Here is a 16,263-nt window from a genome sequence, read left to right as displayed (position 1 = left end):
CGAACGGAGGGTGGATGTCAGGCGACATCGGATGGCTCAACGCACTGACTCCCGACCGGGCCGAAGCGGAGCTGCTGACCTGCTGCGCGTCCCGGGAATGGGCGCGAAAGATGTTGGCGCACAGGCCATATGCGGATCGAGCCGATCTGATCACGGCCGCCGTCTCCGCGGTGGAGGAGCTCACCTGGCTCGATGTCGAGGAGGCGCTCGCGGCGCATCCGCGCATCGGCGAACGCGCCGCCGTGGCACCGCGCGAAGGGCTGTCGGATACTCCTGCCGAAACGGCCCGGCGCGAGGCGATGTGGTCCCGGGATGAGCAATCCGGCGCCGCGAACGCCGCTGCCGCGGTCCTGGACGAGCTCGCAGCGGGCAATGTCGCCTACGAGCGGCGATTCGGCCACGTCTTCCTGATCCGCGCCACCGGCCGCAGCGCCGCGGAAATGCTCGCGCAGCTGCGCAAACGTCTGGACAACTCGGTCACCGACGAGCGGCGCGCGGTTCGCGCCGAATTGGCCGATATCACCTGGCTGCGGGTGGAGAAGCTGCTGGTGCGGCGATGAGTTTGTCCACCCACGTGCTCGATGCCGCAACCGGCCGACCCGCTGCCGACCTGCCGGTCCGCCTGGAACGTGCCGACGGCACCGTCCTCGCCGAGCGGCGCACCGACCATGACGGCCGCATTACGGATCTGCCCGCCCCCGCGGCGGGCCCGCACCGGCTGGTCTTCGACACCGCCGCGGTCAGTCCGTTCTACCCCGCGGTCGGCATCGACTTCCTGGTTACCGAGCCCGCCGAGCACTACCACGTGCCGTTGCTGCTCAGTCCGTATTCCTACTCCACCTATCGAGGTAGCTGAACAATGTCGATCAAGCTCGGTCCGAATCGATACGGCAAGGCGGAGAACCGCGTCGTCCGGGTGACGAAAACCGGTGACACCCATGAGATCCGGGATCTCAATGTGAGCGTCGCGCTCTCCGGCGATATGGACGAAACCCACCACACCGGCGACAACGCCGCGGTGCTGCCGACCGATACGCAGAGGAACACCGTCTTCGCCTTCGCCAAGAAGAACGGCATCACCTCCCCCGAGGGTTTCGGCCTGCTGCTGGCCCGTCACTTCGTCCGCTCCCAGCCGACCGTCCACCATGCCAGGATCGGACTCGAGGAATACCTCTGGGAGCGAAACCCGGTGCGTCCGTACTCTTTTGTGCGTTCCGGACAGGAGACGCGGACCGCGAGGGTGCACTACGACGGCGATAACGCCTGGGTGGTATCGGGCCTGCGGGGGCTGGTGGTGCTCAACTCCACCGGTTCGGAATTCCACGGCTACATCAAGGATCAGTTCACCACGCTGCAGCCCGCCCACGACCGGGTACTGGCGACCGAGGTGAATGCCGAGTGGCGGCACGTTTCGTTTTCGAGCGAATGGGACAAGTCCTATCTGAAGGTTCGCGCATGCCTGCTGGAGGCGTTCGCCGACACCTACAGCCTCTCCCTGCAGCAGACCCTGTACGCCATGGGCGATCGGGTGCTGAACGCCTGCCCGGGGATCTGCGAGATCCGGCTGTCGCTGCCCAATAAGCACCATTTCGCGGTGGACCTGTCCGCCTTCGGCCTCGGCAACGACAACGAGGTCTTCTTCGCCGCCGACCGCCCGTACGGCCTCATCGAAGGCACCGTGCTGCGCGAGACCGCGCCCGATGCGGGACCGGCCTGGGACTGAGAGAGCGATATGGATTTCCTACGACCCGACAGCTGGGCCGAAGCCCTCGAGTTGAAGGCCGACCGCCCGGACGCCACCCCCATTCAGGGAGGCACCGACATCATGGTCGAGCTCAATTTCGACAAGGGCCGCCCGGCTGCCCTGCTCGATCTCAACCGCTGTCGCGAATTGTTCCAGTACTCCGAGCACGACGGGCGGCTGCGCATCGGCGCCGGTGTCCCGTATGTGCGGATCATCAATCGCCTCGGTGGTCGGCTGCCCGGCCTGGCCCAGGCCTCCCGCACCGTGGGCTCACCGCAGATCCGCAATCGCGGCACCGTCGGCGGCAATCTCGGCGCCGCCTCCCCGGCCGGGGACACCCATCCCGCGCTGCTCGCGGGTGATGCGGTGATCGAGGTGGAGTCCGCCGCCCGCGGTAGCCGGATGATTCCGATCGATGACTTCTACGTCTGGGTGAAGAAGAACGCGCTGGAAGCCGACGAGCTGATCCGCGCCATCTGGTTGCCGCCCGCCGCGGGGCCGCAGTACTTCTCGAAGGTCGGCACTCGCAATGCCATGGTGATCGCGGTGTGCTCGTTCGCCGTCGCGCTGTATCCCGAGTCCGGGACGGCCCGCACCGGCATCGGCTCGGCCGGACCGACGCCGCTGCGTGCGCATCCGGCCGAGGATTTTCTTGCCGCCCAGCTGCCTTGGCAGCGTCCCACGCCGCTCGGCGAACCGGTGCTGCGCGAATTCGGGGCGCTGGTGGCTGCGGCCGCGAAGCCGATCGACGACGTCCGCGGCACCGCCGACTATCGCAAACATGCCCTGTCGGTACTGGCCCGCCGCACCCTGAGCTGGGCCTGGACCGACTATCTAGCAGAAAGGAAGGCGGCCTGATGCGCGTGACCTTCGATGTGAACGGATCCCCGGAGACGGTCGACGATGTGTGGGAGGGCGAGAGCCTGCTCTATATGCTTCGCGAGCGGATGGGTCTTCCCGGCTCCAAGAACGCCTGTGAACAGGGTGAATGTGGTTCGTGCACGGTCTATTTGGACGGTACCCCGGTCTGCGCGTGTCTGGTCGCGGCCGGTCAGGTGGAGGGGCGCGCGGTCCGCACCGTGGAGGGCCTGGCCACCGGGGCCGCATTGGATCCCATGCAGCAAGCCTTCGTCGAGGCGGGTGCGGTCCAATGCGGTTTCTGCACACCGGGACTCATCGTCCAGGCGCACGATCTGATCGAACGCAATCCCGAGCCGTCGGATGTGGAGATCCGCGAGGCGCTCGCCGGAAATCTGTGCCGGTGCACCGGATACGAGAAGATCCTGGACGCCGTGCGGCTCGCGGCGCAGCGGAAGGCGGGCAAATGAGCGCAGGTACGCGTAGCGATTCCGTGCGGGGCGGTGGCCGGGAGATAGGAGGGCCGAGCGTTGTTATCGACAATGCTTACATCGCACCGGTTATCGGTGCCGAGATCCCGTCCGGGTATCTCATCGTCCGGAACGGCCGGATCGAATCGATCGGCGCCGGCCGGGCCCCGGCGGTACCGGACGCCGAGCACATCGATGCCACCGGCTGCCTGGTCACCCCGGGTCTGGTCAATACCCACCATCACCTCTACCAATGGGCGACCCAGGGCCTGTTCCAGGACTCGACGCTCTTCGAATGGCTGACCGGCCTGTATCGCATCTGGGCCCGGATGGACGCCGAGGTCGTATACGGCGCGGCCAGTGCGGGTCTGGGCTGGCTGGCCCTGACCGGCTGCACCACCAGCAGCGATCACCACTACATTTTCCCGAAGCGGCGGGGCGACCTCTTCGAAGCCGAGGTCCGCGCCGCGGGTGAGCTCGGCCTGCGCTTCCAGCCGTGCCGCGGCTCGATGGATCGCGGACAGTCCGACGGTGGCCTGCCGCCCGACGAGGTGGTCGAGGATCGCGACGAGATCCTGGCCAACACCGCGGAACTCATCGACAAGTACCACGATCCGGCCTTCGATTCGATGCTGCGGGTCGCCGTGGCGCCCTGCTCGCCCTTCTCGGTCAGCGCGGAGCTGATGACCGAGTCGGCGTCGCTGGCTCGGAGCAAGGGCGTCCGGCTGCACACCCACCTCGCCGAAACCCTGGACGAGGAAGAGCACTGCCGCGAGCAGATGGGTTGCACCCCTGTCGAATACATGGAAAAGCTCGGCTGGCTGGGTGAGGACGTCTGGTTCGCGCACGCCGTGCACCTGCACGACGCCGATATTCGTCGCTTCGCGGAGACCGGCACCGGCTCGGCGCACTGCCCGAGCTCGAATGCCAGGCTCGGTGCGGGCATTGCCCGCGTCTCCGATCTATTGCAGGCGGGTGCGCCGGTGGGCCTCGGTGTCGACGGCGCGGCCTCGAGCGAACTGACCTCGCTGGTCGGCGAATTGCGCCAGACCATGCTGTTCCAGCGCGCGGTGCACGGTCCGACCGCGCTGACCGCCCGGCAGGCCCTGGAGGTCGGCACCCTCGGTGGTGCCCGGAATCTGGGCAGGCAGTTCGAGATCGGCAGCCTCGAACCCGGCAAGCTCGCCGATATCGCCGTCTGGCGTGTCGACGGCTTCCGCGCCGCGGTCCAGGATCCGGTGTGCGCCTTGGTCTTCGGGCCACAGCCGCCACTGACTCGGCTGCTCGTCGGTGGTCGCACCATCGTCGAGAACGATGAACTGCGCACCGTCTCGCACGATGCGATCGGTGCGGCCGGTGCGGTCGCGCGCAATCGGTTGCTGGGGGAGGAGTCTCGATGACCGTGCCACGCACTACCCGTTTTCCGAGCGAGGTCGCCGCGCCGGGCAGGGGCGGTATCGGTGAAAGCCCGCTGCGCCCCGATGGCACCCTCAAGGTGCGCGGCGAATTCGCCTACGCCTCCGATCTGTGGATGGACGGCATGCTGTGGGGCGCGACCCTGCGCAGCCCGCACCCACGTGCCCGCATCCTGAGCATCGATATCGGCCCCGCGCTGGAACTGCCTGGCGTACACGCGGTACTCACCCACGAGGAAGTCCCGGGTCGCAAGATGTACGGCCTCGACCACACCTGGGATCAGCCGGTGCTCGCCATCGGCGAGGTCCGGCATCAGGGCGAGCCGATTGCCTTGGTCGCCGCCGACCATCCCGAAATCGCCCGGCGCGCCATGGAAGCCATTGCCATCGAGTGGGAGGTGCTGGAACCCATTACCGATCCGCTCGCCGTGATCGCCGATCCCGAAGGCCTGAAGGTACAGAAGCGGGGTGGTATCGCCCGGCATCAGCCGGTGCGGGTTGGCGATATCGAAGTCGGTCGCGCGCTGGCGGATCTGGTTATCTCCGAGCGCTATCACGTCGGCATCCAGGACCAGGCCTTCCTCGGTCCGGAGTCCGGCCTGGTGGCGCCAGGTGAGGACGGCGGCCTCGACTTCTATGTCGCCACCCAGTGGATGCACAACGATCTGTCGCAGATCGGCCCGTGTCTCGGTCTGTCCGACGACAAGATTCGGATGACCATGGCCGGCATCGGCGGCGCCTTCGGCGGGCGCGAGGACCTGTCCATGCAGATCCACGCGGGCATGCTGGCGCTCTACACCGGTAAGCCGATCAAGATGATGTACAACCGCGAGGAGTCGTTCTTCGGGCACGTGCACCGCCATCCGGCGCAGATGCACTACGAATACGGCGTCACCCAGGCGGGCAAGATCGTCTTCGCCAAGGTGCAGATCGTGCTGGACGGCGGCGCCTACACCTCCGCCACCCTCAATGTCACCGGGAACGCCGCGTCGCTTGCGCTGGGGCCCTACGAGATTCCGCACCTGGAGATCGACGCGTACGGGGTCTACACCAACAACCCGCCGTGCGGTGCGATGCGCGGATTCGGGGCGGTGCAGGCGTGTTTCGCGCACGAGTCGATGCTGGACAAGATCGCGCAGGCGCTGGAGCTCGATCCGGTGCACGTGCGCCAGATCAATGCGGTCACCCAGGGTTCCAAGCTCGCGACCGGCCAGGTGCTGCATGCACCGACCCCGCTGGCCGAGATGCTCGGGCAGCTGCGGGCGATGCCGTTGCCGGAAGCCCTGGACCCCACCGATATTCGGAACCTGCCCGGCGGCGCATCGCAGACCACACACGGCGAGGGCGTCGTGCGCGGCATCGGCTACGGCGTCGGCATCAAGAACATCTGCTTCTCCGAGGGTTTCGACGACTACTCGACCGCCCGGGTGCGGCTGGAAGTCATTGCCGGAGAACCGGTTGCGCTGGTGCACACCGCGGCCGCCGAGGTGGGCCAGGGGCTGGTGACGGTGGAGGCGCAGATCGCGCGTACCGAACTCGGCATCGAACGGGTCACCATCCACCCCGCCGACAACCAGATCGGCGATGCCGGTTCGTCCTCGGCCTCCCGGCAGACCTACATGACCGGCGGGGCCGTCAAGACCGCCTGCGAGGCCGTGCGACAACGTCTGCTCGACCTCGCCGTCGAGCAGGGGCACGCGCAGGCGGCCGCGCTGATCGGCGGCAAGGTGGTCTCGGCATCGGGAGAGGTGCTCGCCGCGATCGTCGATGTCCTGGATGAGGGGGTCATCGAAGAGACCCGCGTGTACCAGCACCGGCCGACCACGGGCATGGATCCCATAACCGGACAGGGCAATAGCCACACCCAGCTGGCCCTGTGCGTACACCGCGCCGTGGTCGATGTCGATACCGAACTCGGCCTGGTGAAGGTCGTCGCCCTGGACGCGGTTCAGGACGTCGGGAAGATCATGAACCGCCTATCCCTGGAGGGCCAGATCCACGGCGGCTCCGCACAGGGGTTGGGCCTGGCGGTAATGGAGGAAATACAGGTCAGGGACGGAAAGGTATTGAACCCGTCCTTCACGGACTATCTCATCCCCACGATTCTCGATACGCCGCCACAGCGGCTGGAGATTCTGGAAAATGCCGATCCGCACGCCCCATACGGGCTGCGCGGCGCCGGAGAGCCACCCACGCTCTCCTCCACCCCGGCGATCGTCGCGGCCATCCGCGATGCGTGCCGATCCCGAGGTGGAAACGGGCAACTCACCAGAGTGCCTGTGCGACCGGAAGACATCATCCGGAGCAGTTGATCAACAGGGGCAGCCCGCGCGACTCGCCAGCGCACGGGAGGGACCCCACAACCGCATAACCGAACCAAGCGTTCCGCCAAACCTCGCGGATCGTAGGTCGGCTGCGCCCCGAGGAGGGCATGCCATGACCCAAGTACAGACCAAGCCCAGCTCGCCGGATCCGGCGACCGGCCGGTCCGCACTCGACCGGATCTTCCGGTTGCACGAACGAAAAACCACTGTTTCCAGGGAGATTCGCGGCGGCGTCACCACATTCGTGGCGATGGCCTACGTCATCCTACTGGTCCCGCTGATCCTGGGCGGCGTCAAGGATGTCAACGGTGCGAGCCTGGATATCGTCCAACTCACCACCGCCACCGCGTTTTCCGCCGGACTCAGCACCATTCTGATGGGTCTGGTCGGCAATGTGCCGCTGGCGCTGGCCGCCGGACTCGGTGTGGTGCCGGTCGTCGCCTACCAGGCCGCACCGCATATGACCTGGGCCCAGACCATGGGCCTGGTGGTGCTGATGGGCATCATCATCGTGATCATGGCCGCCACCGGCCTGCGCACGATGATCATCAACGCGATTCCGCTCGCGCTGAAGAACGCCATCGGCGTCGGGATCGGCATGTTCATCGCGTTGATCGGATTGGTCTCCGCGGGCGTGGTCGGCCACGGCCCGGCCGACGGCCCGCCCGTCACGCTCGGCGCCGGCGGTCACCTGAGCGGTTGGCCGGTGGTGGTTTTCGGCGTCGGCTTGCTGCTGATGCTGGCGCTCTACCTGCGCAAGGTGCCCGGCGCGATCCTGATCAGCATCGCCGTCGCCACCGTGCTCGCCATCGCGATCAACGCCGCGGCGAAGATCGACGCCGAGGAGTGGGGGACGGTGGTTCCGGAAACCCCGGATCGGCTGTTCGCCGCGCCCGACTTCGGGCTGATGTTCGGCATCGACCTCTTCGGCGGATTCGCCGAGGCGGGCGGGCTGGTCGCGGGCGTGGTGCTGTTCACCCTGGTGCTGACCGGATTCTTCGACGCCATGGGCACCGTCTTCGGGGTCTGCGACGAGGCGGGCCTGCTCGACGAGCGCGGCACCATGCCGGGGCTTGGCAAGGTGCTCACCATCGACGGACTCGGCCAGATCATCGGCGGGGTCAGCGGCGGTGCGGGCAATACCGTGTACGTCGAGTCGGCGACGGGTGTCGGTGAGGGCGCCCGTACCGGCCTGACCAGCGTAGTGACCGGCGGACTCTTCTGTCTCGCCGTGCTTTTCACCCCGCTCGCCGCGGTGGTGCCGATCCAGGCCGCCGCTCCGGCGCTGGTCCTGGTCGGCGCGCTCATGATGACCCAGGCCCGCAAGATCGACTGGTCCGATCTGGAGGTCGCGGTGCCCGCCTTCCTGACCATCGCCCTGATGCCGTTCACCTACTCCATCACCAACGGTGTCGGCGCGGGTGTCATCGCCTACGTGGTGATCAAGGCGGCACGCGGCAAATTCGGCGAAATCCACTGGCTGCTCTGGGCGGTCGGCGCGGTCTTCGCCGGCTACTTCGGTATCTCGGCAATCGAACTCCTGTTGGGCGGATAGAACAATGCGCGACCTCACGGCAGAACTCCTCGAATGGCATGCGGCCGGAAGGCCTTACGCTCTCGCCACCGTCATCGGCGTCACCGGGAGCGCACCCCGCGCACCCGGCGCCACCCTGGCCGTGGATATCGATGGCACCGTCATCGGCAGCATTTCCGGTGGCTGCGTCGAGGGCGCGGTGTACGAGCTCTGTCGTGAGGCGCTGCGCACCGGGCGGCCGGTGCGCGAAACCTTCGGGTACAGCGACGACGAGGCCTTCGCCGTGGGGCTGACCTGCGGCGGCGTACTGGAGGTCTTCGTCCAGCCGATTACGCCGGAGGACCTGGTGCCGCTGGAGGCGGTGCTGCGATCCGAGGAGCAGGTGGCGCTGGTCCGGGATCTGAACACCGGCGCGACCCTGGCGGTGGGCTCGTGGTGGAAGATCGGCGCGACATTCGACGAGGCGGTGGTGGCGCAGGCACGCGCCATGCTCGAAATGGGCGCGACCGGGCGGCGGATCATCGGCTGCGCCGATCGCGAAGTCACAGTTTTCGTCGAATCCTATGTTCCGCCACCGAGAATGATCGTTTTCGGCGCCATCGATTTCGCGGCCGCCGTCACGCGGATCGGCCGATTCCTCGGCTATCACGTCACGGTGTGCGACGCACGTCGAGTATTCGCCACCCGCGCGCGGTTTCCCGATGCGCACGAGGTCGTTGTCGAATGGCCGAACCGGTATCTCGCACGTACCCCGGTGGATTCGCGGACCGTACTCTGCGTTCTCACCCACGACGCGAAATTCGACGTGCCGCTACTCGAGGTGGCCCTTCGGCTGCCGGTGGCCTACGTGGGCGCGATGGGTTCGCGCCGGACCCACGAGGATCGAATGGCCCGGTTGCGCGCCGCCGGAATGACAGAAAGCGAACTGGCGCAATTGCATTCGCCGATCGGCCTGGATCTCGGCGGACGCACCGCGGAGGAGACGGCGGTGGCCGTCGCCGCCGAAATCGTCGCGCTACGGCGGGGCGGCTCGGCGCGTTCGCTCTCGGCCACCAACGGTCCCATCCACGCAGCCGACGGCGATATCGTCCGCGATCCGGCGGTACCGCAGCGGCCGCGCGGCGTCGCCGAACACCGTGGCTGGAGCATCATACGAAATGACCTCCGCCGTGATCGTCCGGCTTAGGGCTATTCGCGACTAGCCGCGTCGCGTATTCGATGTCGATACTTGGACAAACGAAAACATCCCTGCGCTCGGATATTTCGGAGCATGGTATCGCACCGCGCGCTCGGCGCAATTCATTCGACATTCGATAAAGAAGGGAGGCTCCGCATGCCGTTGATATTCCTGAACGGCTCCGCCATGCGCGGCGGACCGCTCAACCACCTGCTCGGCGGTGCGCCGTTCGCGGGGGCGGCCGAGACCGCGCCGCGCTACCGCTTCTACTCCGTCGGCGACCGTTTCCCCGGCCTCGCGCCGACCCCGGACGGTGGCGCGGCGATCAGCGGCGAACTGTTCGACGTTCCGCTGGAGGTGCTGCGGGAGCGCCTGCTGCCCGCCGAGCCGCCGGAGCTCGAGCTCGGGGTCATCGCCCTGGACGACGGTAGGTCCGTGCTCTCGATGGTGTTGCGCAGGCCGCCCACCTCGTATCCGCAATTGATCGACATCACCGCCATCGGCAGCTGGCAGAAGTATCGCGAAGGAACTGTATGACTCGGCCCGCGGGGACGACCGGACTCCCCAAATTCGACGTGAACTGTTCGATTCTGTTCACCGAACTCCCCTTGCTGGAACGACCGGCCGCCGCCAAGGCAGCGGGCTTCGACGCGGTCGAATTCTGGTGGCCGTTCGGCACGGCGGCGACGCCCGGCGATAAGGAGATCGACGCGTTCGTGCGCGCGATCCACGATGCCGGTGTGGATTTGATCGGCCTGAATTTCATCGATCTGATTCCATCCGGCCGCGGTCTCGTCTCGGTGCCGGAGGAGGTCGCCCGGTTCCGCGACAATATCGACGTGGCCGTCGGCATTGCCGAGCGTACCGGCTGCCGCGCATTGAATGCCCTGTACGGCAATCGGATTCCGGGCGCCGATCCGGAGAAGCAGGACGAGATCGCCCTGGAGAATTTGCGGCTCGCCGCCCGCGCGGCCGCCGAAATCGGCGCCGCGGTGCTGCTCGAAGCCTTGAACTCCGATGAATCGCCGGACTATCCGATCGTCTCGGCGGCACATGCGATGCGGATCATCGAGCAGACCGGCGAGCCCAATGTGCGATTCCTCTGCGACCTCTACCACCTCGCGCGCATGGGGGAGGACCTGACCGAGGTGATCACCACCCACGCGCCACGCATCGGTCATGTACAGATCGCCGACAGCCCCGGCCGCGGCCGTCCCGGCACCGGCGAACTGGACTTCGCCGGGCTCTTCGGCACCCTCACCGCGTCCGGCTACGACGGCTGGATCGGACTCGAATACAAGGACCCCGAGCTGGATTGGGAGTGGATCAAATGAGCGAGCGAAGGAAGATCGGATTCATCGGCCTGGGGATCATGGGCAGCCCGATGGCGGGCCACCTGGTCGCCGCGGGCCATGCTGTCGCGGGATACGACCTCGGCCCGGCCGGGCCGGAGAAGTTGAAGGCCGCGGGCGGTGCGGTGGCCGCGAGCGTCGCGGAAGCCGTGCGCGACACCGACATCGTGATCACCATGCTGCCGCAGGACGAGCAGGTCGAGCAGGTCTTCACCGAGGTACTCGAGCACGCCGCGCCCGGCACGCTCTATATCGACTTCTCGACCATCACCCCGAAGACGGCGCGGTGGACCGCCGAACAGGGCGCGAAACAGGGTCTGCGGGTGCTGGACGCCCCGGTCAGTGGCGGGGAGACCGGGGCGGTCAACGCCGCGCTGTCGATCATGGTCGGTGGGTCGGAGACCGATTTCGAGGCCGCCACACCGATTTTCGCGGCGGTCGGCAAGACCTACGCGCTGGTCGGGCCGAACGGCACCGGCCAGGTGGTGAAGGCCGCCAATCAACTTGTGGTCGGCGGCACCTACGCGCTGGTCGCCGAGGCGATCGTGCTGATGGAGAACCTCGGCGCGGATGCGGCGAAGGGCCTGGACGTGCTCGCGGGCGGACTCGCGAGCAGCCGGATCCTCGAACTCAAACGCGAGACCATGCTGGCACGCAACTTCGTGCCGGGCTTCCGGATCGATCTGCACCACAAGGATATGGGCATCATCCAGCAGGCGGCCCGCGATGCCGAGGTGGCTATCCCCATGGGGGCGCTGACCGCCCAGTTGATCGCCGCTGCCCGCGCGATGGGCTATGGCAGCCTGGATCATTCGGGTTTGCTGCTGGTCACCGAGGCGCTGAGTGGACGCGACGAGGCGGCAGCCGCGGGGAGCGCGGCATGAACGCGGCTGCCTCGACCGCGCACCGGCACGGAGTGTGTGCTGTTCGAATCCCCGAGGGGTGGGTCCTGAGCACAGATCCCGCGGACCGTGTCGCCCAGGCATTCGACGAAGCCGCGAGCGAGTCGGCGGCGGTCCCGTCGAAGCTGACCGCACCGACAGAGAGGGCGTGCTGAGATGGCACGGATGCGCGCCGTGGACGCCGCGGTACTGATTCTCGAAAAGGAGGGCGCGACACAGGCTTTCGGGCTGCCCGGCGCGGCGATCAACCCCTTCTACAGCGCGATGAAGGCGCACGGCGGCATCCGCCATGTCCTGGCTCGCCACGTCGAGGCCGCCTCGCATATGGCCGAGGGTTACACCCGGGCCGCCGCGGGCAATATCGGTGTCTGCATAGGAACCTCCGGTCCGGCGGGCACCGACATGATCACCGGCCTGTATTCCGCCAGTGCCGATTCCATTCCGATCCTGTGCATCACCGGTCAGGCGCCGGTGGCCAAACTGCACAAGGAGGATTTCCAGGCCGTCGATATCGCCGCGATCGCCGCTCCGGTAAGCAAGTGGGCGGTCACGGTGCTGGAGCCCGCGCAGGTGCCCGGCACCTTCCAGAAGGCATTCCGGTTGATGCGCGAGGGCAGGCCGGGTCCGGTGCTCATCGACCTGCCGATCGATGTGCAGCTGGCCGAGATCGAATTCGATATCGAGACCTACGAACCGCTCGAGGTGCACCGTCCCGCGGCGACCCGCGCGCAGGCCGAAAAGGTCCTAGCCATGGTGAACGCCGCGCAACGCCCGCTCATCGTGGCCGGCGGCGGAATCGTGAATGCCGATGCCGCCGCACTGCTCGTCGAATTCGCCGAGCTGACCGGCATTCCCGTGGTGCCGACGCTGATGGCCTGGGGCGCCATTCCCGACGATCACCCGCTGCACGCGGGCATGGTCGGGCTGCAGACCTCGCACCGTTACGGCAATGCCACCCTGCTGGAATCGGACTTCGTGCTCGGCATCGGAAACCGGTGGGCGAACCGGCATACGGGCGGCGTCGAAACCTACACCAAGGGACGCACTTTCGTACACGTCGATATCGAACCCACCCAGGTCGGCCGGGTCTTCGCCCCCGACTTCGGCATCACCTCCGATGCGGGCGCCGCACTGGCCGCGTTCATCGCCATCGCCCGCGAACGCTCGGCCGCCGGAGAACTCGCCGACCGCACCGCCTGGGCCACGGAGGTCCGGAAGCGAAAGCAAGAGGGGCTGCGCAAGACTCACTTCGACGCGGTACCGATCAAGCCGCAGCGGGTCTACGAGGAGATGAACAAGGCGTTCGGCCCCGAGATCCGCTACGTCAGCACCATCGGGCTGTCGCAGATCCAGGCGGCGCAGCTATTGCACGTCTACCGACCACGGCACTGGATCAATGCCGGTCAGGCCGGTCCGCTGGGCTGGACCCTGCCCGCGGCACTCGGTGTCGCGACCGCCGATCCGGACGCCACCGTGGTGGCACTTTCCGGCGACTACGACTTCCAGTTCCTGATCGAGGAATTGGCGGTCGGCGCGCAGTTCAATATCCCGTACATCCATGTGGTGGTGAACAATTCGTACCTGGGGCTGATCCGCCAGGCGCAGCGCAGCCTGAATATGGACTACTACGTTCAGCTCGACTTCGACAACATCAACAGCCCGGAGCTCGGCGGCTACGGTGTCGACCACGTGAAGGTCGTGGAAGGGCTGGGCGGCAAGGCCATTCGGGTCGTCGAACCGGACGGGATCGGTCCCGCGCTGGAACAGGCGAAGAAGATGCTCGTCGAGTTCCGGGTGCCGGTGGTCGTCGAGGTCATTCTGGAGCGGGTGACGAATGTGTCGATGGGCCTCGAGATCGACGGCATCGTCGAGTTCGAGGAGCTGGCGGTGTCGTTCCAGGACGCGCCGACCGCGACCGCGTCGCTGGAGGAACACGCGGCGCAGGCAGATTCGGCGCCGGTGCCCGAATCGGTCGGAGGCGGCTGGTGATTGCGGCGCGCGGCACCTCGCGCGGCGGCTGGCGGGATGGGCACTGCGTCATTGCCCCCGACAAGTTCAAGGGATCGCTGACGGCGCCCGAAGTCGCGGCGCATCTGGCCGCCGGGTTGCGCGCCGTCCGCCCCGACGTACCCATGGTGTGCGTGCCGATCGCCGACGGCGGTGACGGCACCGTGGACGCGGTGGTGGCCTCCGGTTTCGGCCGCTTCCGCACCAGCGTCACCGGCCCGGTGGGGGAGCAGGTTGTCGCGTCCTTCGCGATGCGCGACGGCACCGCCGTGGTGGAATTGGCCGAAGCGTCCGGCCTGCGCCGCATGCCGCATCCGCCGACCTCCTCGACCTCGCGGACCGTCTCGAGTACGGGCACCGGCGAACTCATCAAGGCCGCCGCCGCCCGTGGCGCCCGGCGAATCGTGCTCGGCCTCGGCGGCAGCGCCTGTACCGACGGGGGCGCGGGGATGATGACCGCGCTCGGCGCCCGCTTCCTGGACGAGCACGGGTGCCCGCTGCCGCCCGGCGGCGCCGCCCTACGCCGGCTCGCGCGTATCGATGCGGCCAATATGATCCGGGTGCCGGTGACCGTCGCCTCCGATGTCGACAACCCGTTGCTCGGGGTGCGTGGCGCGGCCAATGTCTATGCCCGCCAGAAGGGTGCTCGGCAGTCGGATGTCGATGATCTCGAGCGGGGGTTGGCGCGGCTGGCGATGATCGTGCGGCGCGACCTGCATGTCGACGTCGCGGATCGCCCGGGCGCCGGTGCGGCGGGCGGTGCCGGTTTCGCCGCGCTCGCCTTCCTCGGCGCCCAGGTCCGGCCGGGCATCGAAATCATCCTGGAGCAGCTGGGTTTCGCCCAGCGGCTGGCGGGCGCCCGGCTGGTCATCACCGGCGAGGGTTCGCTGGACCGCCAATCCCTGCATGGCAAGGCGCCGATCGGGGTGGCGCGAATCGCGGCCGCTACCGCGGTGCCGGTGGTCGCGGTGGCCGGGCAGCGTTCGCTCACCGACGAGCAACTGCACCGCGCGGATATCACGGCGGCCTATGCGCTGACAGATATCGAGCCCGATCCCGAGGTCTGTATGGCGCGGGCGGGGCTGCTGTTGGAACGGGTCGGTGGCGCAATCGCCGGTGAATGGTTGGGGGACAATGAAATTCGAGAGCGGGAGGGTGCAGCCCATGTATGACCTGGTGATCCGATCCCGGCAGGTGGTCCTGCCGGAGGGTATCCGTCCCGCGGCAATCGCGGTGCGGGAAGGCCGGATCGCGGCGCTGGCCGCATTCGATGCCACCGTGCCCGCCGCGACCACCGCCGACCTCGCCGACCTGGTGGTTCTCCCGGGCCTGGTCGACTCCCACGTCCACGTGAACGAGCCCGGCCGCACCGAATGGGAGGGCTTCGCCACGGCCACCAGCGCCGCCGCGGCGGGTGGCGTCACCACCATCGTGGATATGCCGCTCAACTCGCTGCCACCCACCGTCACCCTGGGCGACCTGGCGACCAAACGTTCCGCGGCCTACGGCAAATGTCATGTCGACGTGGCCTTCTGGGGTGGCGCTATCCCGGGCAACCTGGCGTCACTGCGTCCCCTGCACGATGCGGGCGTCGCCGGGTTCAAATGCTTCCTGTCCCCGTCCGGTGTCGACGAATTCCCACCCCTCGGTCTGGACGAGATCGAGCAGGTCATGCGCGAACTCGTGGCCTTCGACGGACTGCTCATCGTGCACGCCGAGGATCCCGGCCAGCTGCGCGAGCCGAGCGACGGATCCTACGGCGCATTCCTGGATTCCCGCCCCGGCGCCGCGGAAGCCACCGCGGTGCGGCAGGTCATCGCGCTGGCGGAGCGGACCGGCGTGCGCGCCCACATCCTGCACGTCTCGGCGGCGGAATGCCTGGAGCCGCTCGCCGCGGCCCAGGCCCGCGGCGTCCGGATCACCGCGGAGACCTGCCCGCACTATCTGACGTTCTCGGCCGCCGAGGCGACCTCGACCGCCTTCAAATGCTGTCCGCCCATTCGCGATCCCGGCAACCAGGACAAGCTCTGGCAGGGTTTGGCCGAGGGCGTGCTCAGCTGTGTGGTCTCCGACCATTCGCCTTGTACGCCGAGCCTGAAGCAGGGCGATTTCGCCACCGCTTGGGGCGGCATCTCCTCATTGCAGATCGGCCTGCCCGCGGTGTGGACCGCCGCGCGCGAACGCGGATTCGGGCTCACCGATATCGCCCGCTGGATGGCCGCGGCCCCCGCCGATCTGGCGGGGCTATCGAACAAGGGCCGGATCGCCGTCGGCTGCGATGCCGATCTCGTCGTCTTCGATCCCACCGCCCGGTTCACCGTCGAACCGACGCTGCTGGCGCATCGCAACCCGATCACGCCGTATCGGGGCCGGGAGTTGTCCGGCGTCGTACACACCACCTGGTTGCGCGGCCGCGTCGCGGGCGCCGGTCACTCGCCCGCCGGTCGCCGCATCCTGATCCATCACCGTTGAGGGAAAAA

Annotated in this window: 15 protein-coding genes; all 15 read left to right on the top strand. The window is 67.7% G+C overall.

Annotated elements, in window-relative coordinates; all coding sequences use genetic code 11:
* Positions 1-14 precede the first annotated feature (14 nt).
* Positions 15-560 carry a 2-oxo-4-hydroxy-4-carboxy-5-ureidoimidazoline decarboxylase gene (gene uraD, locus AB0H61_RS09755; RefSeq protein ID WP_357301196.1) on the top strand — a complete coding sequence of 182 codons (546 nt, stop codon included), beginning with the start codon at positions 15-17 and terminating at the stop codon, positions 558-560.
* A complete protein-coding gene (gene uraH / locus AB0H61_RS09750; protein ID WP_357301193.1) occupies positions 557-856 on the top strand; it encodes a hydroxyisourate hydrolase in 300 nt (99 codons plus the stop codon). Before uraD ends, uraH begins: the two co-directional genes overlap by 4 nt.
* 3 nt (positions 857-859) lie before the next feature.
* The gene (gene pucL / locus AB0H61_RS09745) at positions 860-1,723 is read left to right on the top strand and encodes a factor-independent urate hydroxylase (protein WP_357301190.1); all 864 of its coding nucleotides are present in this window, start codon (positions 860-862) and stop codon (positions 1,721-1,723) included.
* A 9-nt stretch (positions 1,724-1,732) separates the two neighbouring features.
* On the top strand, positions 1,733-2,602 hold the full coding sequence (locus AB0H61_RS09740) for an FAD binding domain-containing protein (protein WP_357301187.1): 870 nt from the start codon (positions 1,733-1,735) through the stop codon (positions 2,600-2,602).
* Entirely contained in the window at positions 2,602-3,072 is a 471-nt protein-coding gene (locus AB0H61_RS09735; protein ID WP_357301184.1) for a (2Fe-2S)-binding protein, read from the top strand. The genes AB0H61_RS09740 and AB0H61_RS09735 overlap by 1 nt, the downstream gene beginning before the upstream one ends.
* Positions 3,069-4,472 (top strand): 8-oxoguanine deaminase, encoded by a 1,404-nt coding sequence (locus tag AB0H61_RS09730; protein WP_357301182.1) that lies wholly within the window; start codon positions 3,069-3,071, stop codon positions 4,470-4,472. The genes AB0H61_RS09735 and AB0H61_RS09730 overlap by 4 nt, the downstream gene beginning before the upstream one ends.
* Positions 4,469-6,799, top strand: a complete 2,331-nt coding sequence (locus AB0H61_RS09725; RefSeq protein ID WP_357301180.1) for a molybdopterin cofactor-binding domain-containing protein — start codon at positions 4,469-4,471, stop codon at positions 6,797-6,799. The genes AB0H61_RS09730 and AB0H61_RS09725 overlap by 4 nt, the downstream gene beginning before the upstream one ends.
* A gap of 124 nt (positions 6,800-6,923) precedes the next feature.
* Positions 6,924-8,366: an NCS2 family permease gene (locus AB0H61_RS09720; RefSeq protein ID WP_357301177.1), complete on the top strand. Its 1,443-nt coding sequence runs from the start codon at positions 6,924-6,926 to the stop codon at positions 8,364-8,366.
* 4 nt (positions 8,367-8,370) lie between these two features.
* Positions 8,371-9,531 carry an XdhC family protein gene (locus tag AB0H61_RS09715; protein WP_357301175.1) on the top strand — a complete coding sequence of 387 codons (1,161 nt, stop codon included), beginning with the start codon at positions 8,371-8,373 and terminating at the stop codon, positions 9,529-9,531.
* A 147-nt stretch (positions 9,532-9,678) separates the two neighbouring features.
* Entirely contained in the window at positions 9,679-10,059 is a 381-nt protein-coding gene (locus AB0H61_RS09710; protein ID WP_357301172.1) for a gamma-glutamylcyclotransferase, read from the top strand.
* Positions 10,056-10,856: a TIM barrel protein gene (locus AB0H61_RS09705; RefSeq protein ID WP_357301170.1), complete on the top strand. Its 801-nt coding sequence runs from the start codon at positions 10,056-10,058 to the stop codon at positions 10,854-10,856. Before AB0H61_RS09710 ends, AB0H61_RS09705 begins: the two co-directional genes overlap by 4 nt.
* Entirely contained in the window at positions 10,853-11,758 is a 906-nt protein-coding gene (locus AB0H61_RS09700) for an NAD(P)-binding domain-containing protein (RefSeq protein ID WP_357301167.1), read from the top strand. The genes AB0H61_RS09705 and AB0H61_RS09700 overlap by 4 nt, the downstream gene beginning before the upstream one ends.
* A gap of 174 nt (positions 11,759-11,932) precedes the next feature.
* Positions 11,933-13,765 (top strand): glyoxylate carboligase, encoded by a 1,833-nt coding sequence (gene gcl / locus AB0H61_RS09695; protein ID WP_357301164.1) that lies wholly within the window; start codon positions 11,933-11,935, stop codon positions 13,763-13,765.
* Positions 13,762-14,955, top strand: a complete 1,194-nt coding sequence (locus AB0H61_RS09690; protein ID WP_357301162.1) for a glycerate kinase — start codon at positions 13,762-13,764, stop codon at positions 14,953-14,955. The genes gcl and AB0H61_RS09690 overlap by 4 nt, the downstream gene beginning before the upstream one ends.
* Positions 14,948-16,255: an allantoinase AllB gene (gene allB / locus AB0H61_RS09685; RefSeq protein ID WP_357301160.1), complete on the top strand. Its 1,308-nt coding sequence runs from the start codon at positions 14,948-14,950 to the stop codon at positions 16,253-16,255. The genes AB0H61_RS09690 and allB overlap by 8 nt, the downstream gene beginning before the upstream one ends.
* Positions 16,256-16,263: the final 8 nt, after the last annotated feature.

Source organism: Nocardia sp. NPDC050710 (genome assembly GCF_040654375.1).
Lineage (GTDB): Bacteria > Actinomycetota > Actinomycetes > Mycobacteriales > Mycobacteriaceae > Nocardia.
This window is presented reverse-complemented; position numbering and strand designations above follow the sequence as displayed.

Excerpts from the sequence above, each read along its gene's own strand:
- uraD (WP_357301196.1), top strand. The coding sequence starts at position 15 with ATGTCAGGCGACATCGGATGGCTCAACGCACTGACTCCCGACCGGGCC.
- uraH (WP_357301193.1), top strand. The coding sequence starts at position 557 with ATGAGTTTGTCCACCCACGTGCTCGATGCCGCAACCGGCCGACCCGCT.
- pucL (WP_357301190.1), top strand. The coding sequence starts at position 860 with ATGTCGATCAAGCTCGGTCCGAATCGATACGGCAAGGCGGAGAACCGC.
- AB0H61_RS09740 (WP_357301187.1), top strand. The coding sequence starts at position 1,733 with ATGGATTTCCTACGACCCGACAGCTGGGCCGAAGCCCTCGAGTTGAAG.
- AB0H61_RS09735 (WP_357301184.1), top strand. The coding sequence starts at position 2,602 with ATGCGCGTGACCTTCGATGTGAACGGATCCCCGGAGACGGTCGACGAT.
- AB0H61_RS09730 (WP_357301182.1), top strand. The coding sequence starts at position 3,069 with ATGAGCGCAGGTACGCGTAGCGATTCCGTGCGGGGCGGTGGCCGGGAG.
- AB0H61_RS09725 (WP_357301180.1), top strand. The coding sequence starts at position 4,469 with ATGACCGTGCCACGCACTACCCGTTTTCCGAGCGAGGTCGCCGCGCCG.
- AB0H61_RS09720 (WP_357301177.1), top strand. The coding sequence starts at position 6,924 with ATGACCCAAGTACAGACCAAGCCCAGCTCGCCGGATCCGGCGACCGGC.
- AB0H61_RS09715 (WP_357301175.1), top strand. The coding sequence starts at position 8,371 with ATGCGCGACCTCACGGCAGAACTCCTCGAATGGCATGCGGCCGGAAGG.
- AB0H61_RS09710 (WP_357301172.1), top strand. The coding sequence starts at position 9,679 with ATGCCGTTGATATTCCTGAACGGCTCCGCCATGCGCGGCGGACCGCTC.
- AB0H61_RS09705 (WP_357301170.1), top strand. The coding sequence starts at position 10,056 with ATGACTCGGCCCGCGGGGACGACCGGACTCCCCAAATTCGACGTGAAC.
- AB0H61_RS09700 (WP_357301167.1), top strand. The coding sequence starts at position 10,853 with ATGAGCGAGCGAAGGAAGATCGGATTCATCGGCCTGGGGATCATGGGC.
- gcl (WP_357301164.1), top strand. The coding sequence starts at position 11,933 with ATGGCACGGATGCGCGCCGTGGACGCCGCGGTACTGATTCTCGAAAAG.
- allB (WP_357301160.1), top strand. The coding sequence starts at position 14,948 with ATGTATGACCTGGTGATCCGATCCCGGCAGGTGGTCCTGCCGGAGGGT.